Source organism: Curtobacterium sp. 1544 (assembly GCF_040544915.1).
Classification (GTDB): Bacteria; Actinomycetota; Actinomycetes; order Actinomycetales; family Microbacteriaceae; genus Curtobacterium; species Curtobacterium pusillum_C.
Map to the genome: position 1 here is coordinate 1 of NZ_JBEPKX010000057.1, position 2,086 is coordinate 2,086.

1 rRNA gene is annotated in these 2,086 nt (G+C 55.4%); it reads left to right on the top strand.

Annotation, left to right across the window (positions count from 1 at the left end):
- Window positions 1–2,074 (top strand): 23S ribosomal RNA (locus ABIC61_RS18595); the annotation flags it as partial.
- Between the last annotated feature and the right edge of the window lie 12 nt (window positions 2,075–2,086).

Here is a 2,086-nt window from a genome sequence, read left to right on the forward strand (position 1 = left end):
TCGTCGAGAGGGAAACAACCCAGACTACCAACTAAGGCCCCTAAGCGTGTGCTAAGTGGGAAAGGATGTGGAGTTGCATAGACAACCAGGAGGTTGGCTTAGAAGCAGCCACCCTTGAAAGAGTGCGTAATAGCTCACTGGTCAAGTGATTCCGCGCCGACAATGTAACGGGGCTCAAGCACACCGCCGAAGTTGTAGATTTCGCACACTCGATAAGCCTTCGTGGTTCAGTCGTGCGGAGTGGTAGGAGAGCGTCGTGTGGCGAGTGAAGCGGCGGAGTGATCCAGCCGTGGACGCTACACGAGTGAGAATGCAGGCATGAGTAGCGAAAGACGGGTGAGAAACCCGTCCTCCGAAAGACCAAGGGTTCCAGGGCCAGGTTAATCCGCCCTGGGTAAGTCGGGACCTAAGGCGAGGCCGACAGGCGTAGTCGATGGACAACGGGTTGATATTCCCGTACCGGCGAACAACCGCCCAAGCTAATCCAGTGGTGCTAAGAGTCCTAACCCGGTATCAGCGGATCCCTTCGGGGTGATGCGGTCCGGTCTAACGCTCGACCCCATGCTGGTGCGGTTAGCGTATGAACAGGTGTGACGCAGGAAGGTAGCTGAGCCAGGCGATGGTATCCGTAAGGTGAACCTGGTGTAAGGATGTAGGGCTGACGATAGGCAAATCCGTCGTCTGTGTGCCTGAGATCCGACGCGTACCCGTAAGGGGAAATCAGTGATCCTATGCTGCCGAGAAAAGCATCGACGCGAGGTTGCAGCCGCCCGTACCCGAAACCGACTCAGGTGGTCAGGTAGAGAATACCAAGGAGATCGAGAGAATCGTGGTTAAGGAACTCGGCAAAATGCCCCCGTAACTTCGGGAGAAGGGGGGCCGGACACGTGACCGGACTTGCTCCGTGAGCGTTGAAGGCCGCAGAGACCAGTGGGAAGCGACTGTTTACTAAAAACACAGGTCCGTGCGAAGTCGCAAGACGATGTATACGGACTGACGCCTGCCCGGTGCTGGAAGGTTAAGAGGAAGGGTTAGCCTTTGGGCGAAGCTCTGAATTTAAGCCCCAGTAAACGGCGGTGGTAACTATAACCATCCTAAGGTAGCGAAATTCCTTGTCGGGTAAGTTCCGACCTGCACGAATGGCGTAACGACTTCCCAGCTGTCTCAACCGCGAACTCGGCGAAATTGCACTACGAGTAAAGATGCTCGTTACGCGCAGCAGGACGGAAAGACCCCGTGACCTTTACTACAGTTTGGTATTGGTGTTCGGAGTGGCTTGTGTAGGATAGGTGGGAGACTGTGAAGCGGGCACGCTAGTGTTCGTGGAGTCGTTGTTGAAATACCACTCTGGTCACTTTGGATGTCTAACGTAGGACCCTGATCGGGTTCATGGACAGTGCCTGATGGGTAGTTTAACTGGGGCGGTTGCCTCCCAAAGAGTAACGGAGGCGCCCAAAGGTTCCCTCAACCTGGTTGGCAATCAGGTGGCGAGTGTAAGTGCACAAGGGAGCTTGACTGTGAGACTGACAGGTCGAGCAGGGACGAAAGTCGGGACTAGTGATCCGGCAGTGGCTTGTGGAAGCGCTGTCGCTCAACGGATAAAAGGTACCTCGGGGATAACAGGCTGATCTTGCCCAAGAGTCCATATCGACGGCATGGTTTGGCACCTCGATGTCGGCTCGTCGCATCCTGGGGCTGGAGTAGGTCCCAAGGGTTGGGCTGTTCGCCCATTAAAGCGGTACGCGAGCTGGGTTTAGAACGTCGTGAGACAGTTCGGTCCCTATCCGCTGCGCGCGTTGGAAATTTGAGAAGATCTATCCCTAGTACGAGAGGACCGGGATGGACGAACCTCTGGTGTGTCAGTTGTTCTGCCAAGGGCACCGCTGATTAGCTACGTTCGGACCGGATAACCGCTGAAAGCATCTAAGCGGGAAGCCGTCTTCGAGATGAGATTTCCATGCACCTTGAGTGTGAGAGGCTCCCAGCAGACTACTGGGTTGATAGGCCGGATGTGGAAGCGGGGACTAACGACCCGTGGAGCTGACCGGTACTAATAAGCCGAAGACTTGACAACACAACTATTTCC